Here is a 4,004-nt window from a genome sequence, read left to right as displayed (position 1 = left end):
CAAAATTTTGGATTGGCAAGTAGTTTGAATTTTTCACTCACCAAAAAAAGAATGGAAATGATGAAACATGACACCACAAAATCGATGAAATGGCTTAAAATTATGGCCGTGCTTCCGGTACTCGGGACTTTGATTTATTTCGTCAGCGAACGGGTCATTGCACAGAACGGTGAAAAAATGCCCCGAACGACAAACTATCTCGATTTAGGAGAGCATAAAAGAGATAATATTGATATTTACCTAAATCTAATTCAAAGCGGCGTAGTATCAGTTGATAATAAAACCTATCAATTGGAGCAGACTTCTGAGATTCTCCAACAGGTTCCCAAAAAGGAAAATGGCCTTGTTGCGAGAGTATCAGTAAACCAAGGCATTTCTACAGGAGATGTTTTTGATTTGCAGATGGCACTTTTTGATAATGGAGTAACCCACGTTGAATTGGTAAAGTCTGAGAAAAAAACAGTTCTTTTCGACTCAGTTCTATCAAGTAAAAAAGATTTGTATTATCAATACACCACCATTTACTTTCAAGATGAAAACGGCAACAAAACAAAGAAATCCTATTCGGACCTTACTGAATCTGAAAAAGCCAGATTACCAGAACCACCCCCTGCACCAAAAAAAGCTAATCCAACTCCAGAGACTTTTGAAGGGTGGAAAGATTCGAAGAAATTTGCACTTTGGTTAGATGGAATCCACATTCCCAACTCCAAATTGAATGAAATGGAAGCTTCCCAAATTGTACATTTTTTTTCAAGCGAAATTTATAAAAACGCCCTTTTCGAAAGATTTTCTCAGGATTACCATATTAACCTATATACAGAAGATGGATTCGATAAGGCATTTGGTCCTAGTTCTGACTTACCCGTAAAACCTTTGGGAGGGTATATAATTTTGTATACTTATGATTAGATTTCAATTGAAAGAAATTATCCGCCTTTATTCAATTTCACCATCAATTCATCTGAATACCCAACTTCTACCTCTTCTATATTTCCTGTTTCATCGATCAGAAAAAAAGTAGGGTAGCCGCTCACACCATATGCTTCTCCCACCGATTTGGCGTCGATTAGGACAGGAAAAGAAACAGTCACTCTTGAAAGGTATTTCTCCATTTTTTCCTTGGGATCTACGGGATTGATATACAAGGGAACCATATTGGCTGCAAACTCGAAATTCGGTTTGTTGAATTCTTCCAATGCGATTTTGCACCAACCGCAGTTGATCATTGAGAAGTCAAGCAAAACCTTTTTACCTTTATAATCTGAAAGTTTGACTGTATTCCCGTTTAGGTCTTTGAGTTCAAAATCAGGAGCAATTTCACCTTTCGAGAGTATTTTGGGAGATTCTTTGTCGGTTTGTCCGTCGATTTTAGACAGGTAGCCCTTGGGTGGATTGATACTCAAAGAGTTTTTATTCTCAGAGAATTCATATTCCTCAAAAACATTTTCAATCAATTGGCTTCTTTTTCCATCGTGGTATAACCTCCGCGACACCAAATTCACTGTAAGATTGGCGGGGTTGATAAACATGTGGTTTTCAAGGTAAATCTTCTTTTCACTGATCACGGTATCCATTTCAACCCAATAGAAGTTCATATGGGTTTTTCCATTGATGGACGTGTCCTGTTTATAAATCCATGGTGACTTTTTGAAAAGATTTACAGGAGAAAAATCCAAGTACATATTGGTGTTTGCCAGATTCTCAAATTCTGCCTGATTTTCTTCAGAATGAACTGTAACCGTGCTGTCCTTGTGGTTGATTGAGTATAATTCATCATTCAAATAAGATAATTCTGAATCTTTATTCGAGCCAATGTAATTGTATTCAAAGTATTTATTTGGATGTTTTTGAAGCCTCAACTCATAAAAAAACGTATCGACTTCTCCTAATGAAGGATTTTCCCACAGCATCATCTGCTTAAAACTGACTTGCTCTGCGGCATAGAAATTTTCTTTGGCCGCCTGAAAAACCTCCTCAGGAGTTTTTTCTCTACCACATCCAAAAACTGTCAAAATCAAAAAGACAAAAAGGTATTTCTTCATTTCTCAATGGGTTTGTAGTTACGAAAACCCAAATTAATAAAAAAGTTAGTTTGAATTTTCAGTAGAGTTCCTTATTTGAAAGGATTTTGTTCTATTAAATCCCTCCTCGCTTTGATTTCTTCGACTTTTTCTTTGGTCACACCAAACACTTTACCCTCGGCCGCATCCTTCATAAAGGCATCGATGTAGCGCTGACTGGTTTGGGAATTATCCTTATACTTTGTCCTCAGTGCTTCCAGCCGATTGTGAAGATCTTCCCTGATCTCTGCATATGCCGGATCTTCGTAGACATTCCGTAGCTCCATGGGATCTTTTTTACGGTCGATCAATTCCCATTGGTCTTCCACATAATAGTAATGGATCAGTTTGTATTCCTTGGTCACGATGGCGTAATGCCTGTTGACCATGTGTTCGGCAGGGTATTCATAATAATGGTAATAGACAGCATCCCTTGTCCATTTGTCTTCATTTCCGGTAAGGAGTGGGACAAGGCTCTCGCCCTGCATGTCATCCGGCGCGTCTACCCCTGCTGCTTCTAGAAAAGTCTGGGCAAAGTCAAGGTTTTGGACCAATTCATCTGAGAGGGTTCCTGCCTTCACCTGTCCCGGCCAAGCCACCAAAAGCGGAGTTTTGAAAGATTCATCATAGATGAAGCGCTTGTCATACCAGCCATGTTCACCCAAAAAAAATCCCTGATCAGAGGTGTAGACGATGATGGTGTTTTCCATCAGGTCATTGGCCTCGAGATAATCGAGAAGTCTTCCTACATTTTCGTCTACTGCCTGGATGGTTCCCAGGTAATCCTGCATGTATCTTTGGTATTTCCATTTCATTTTGTCTTCCTCGGTCATGGATGGATAGGCTTTTTTGAAGGCCTCATTGACTTTGGAATAGGCCTTCATGAAGTTTTCTTTTTGGGAAGGAGTGAAGCGGCTGGACTCGTATTCATAGCGGCGTTTGTCAAAACCGATTTCCGGGATTCCCAATTCATCCATCAACTCTGGAAAAACCTTGTTGTCCCCTGCCCAACTCATGTGTTTCAGGATGCTCATTTCGGCTTCTCCTGCAGGGGATGTTCTCCCGCTGTAGTCATCAAAAAGCGTTTTTGGCTCAGGGAAAGTCCTCGTGGTAAAATCCTCCAAATGACGCTCAGCCATCAGCCAAGACCTGTGCGGTGCTTTGTGAAGATACATGAGCATGAATGGTTGTTCTGCTTTCCTTTCATTTTGAAGCCAATCAATGGTCATATCCGTCACGATGTCCGTCACATAACCGTCTACGGTGATATTGCCTTCGTTTTTGGTGATAAATTCCGGATTGTAATATGCCCCCTGACCGGGTAGTATTTTGAATTGGTCAAAACCTTTTGGATTGTTGCCAAAATGGAGTTTGCCAAACATAGCAGTCTGGTAACCGGCATCCTGAAGGAGTTGGGGAAAGGTCACATTGGTGGTGTCGAACTGGAAGTGGTTGTCCACTTTCCCGTTCATATGGGAATGTTTTCCTGTCAATATGGTGGCCCTGCTGGGTGCACAGATAGAGTTGGTGACACTTGCATTGGTAAAGAGCATACCCATTTTGGCAATCCTGTCAATGTTCGGCGTTTGGATTAGCTTATTGTCATAAGCAGAAATGGCTTGGTATGCATGGTCATCTGACATGATAAAAATGATGTTTGGACGCTTTGGTGACTGCTCTTTGTCCTGTGCAGCATTACAGCCAATCATGGCAATTACGAAAAAAGCCAAAACCAATTTTAAGAATGCCTTCATAGTGTCAGTTTTTTTAGGGTTTCTTAAAAATAGAAAAACAATCCCGATAAGCTTCGCACCTTCCTGTCAATTACATGAAAGGACTGTTTTTTATGGGTATGTGGAGGATTTGAATTTTTCCGTTAAACCCTTCATTCCAAATCTTTAAATGAACCATTTGAAAAAGTAAATACTAAATTTTTTAAAA

At 40.0% G+C, this 4,004-nt stretch carries 3 protein-coding genes; 1 reads left to right on the top strand and 2 read right to left on the bottom strand.

What is annotated here, in order from left to right:
* Positions 1 to 912: hypothetical protein (locus ACZFYI_RS16775; protein ID WP_462525278.1), on the top strand; the 912-nt coding region annotated here is incomplete at its 5' end.
* Positions 913 to 929: 17 nt separating this feature from the next.
* Here ACZFYI_RS16775 and ACZFYI_RS16770 read toward each other — a convergent pair.
* The gene (locus ACZFYI_RS16770) at positions 930 to 2,045 is read right to left on the bottom strand and encodes a peroxiredoxin family protein (RefSeq protein ID WP_462525277.1); all 1,116 of its coding nucleotides are present in this window, start codon (positions 2,043 to 2,045) and stop codon (positions 930 to 932) included.
* Positions 2,046 to 2,116: 71 nt separating this feature from the next.
* Positions 2,117 to 3,772, bottom strand: a complete 1,656-nt coding sequence (locus ACZFYI_RS16765) for a sulfatase family protein (RefSeq protein WP_462525279.1) — start codon at positions 3,770 to 3,772, stop codon at positions 2,117 to 2,119.
* Between the last annotated feature and the right edge of the window lie 232 nt (positions 3,773 to 4,004).

It is taken from the genome of Aquiflexum sp., assembly GCF_977115555.1.
The sequence above is the reverse complement of the archived record's forward strand: the minus strand, read 5'-3'. Positions and strand labels throughout refer to the sequence as shown.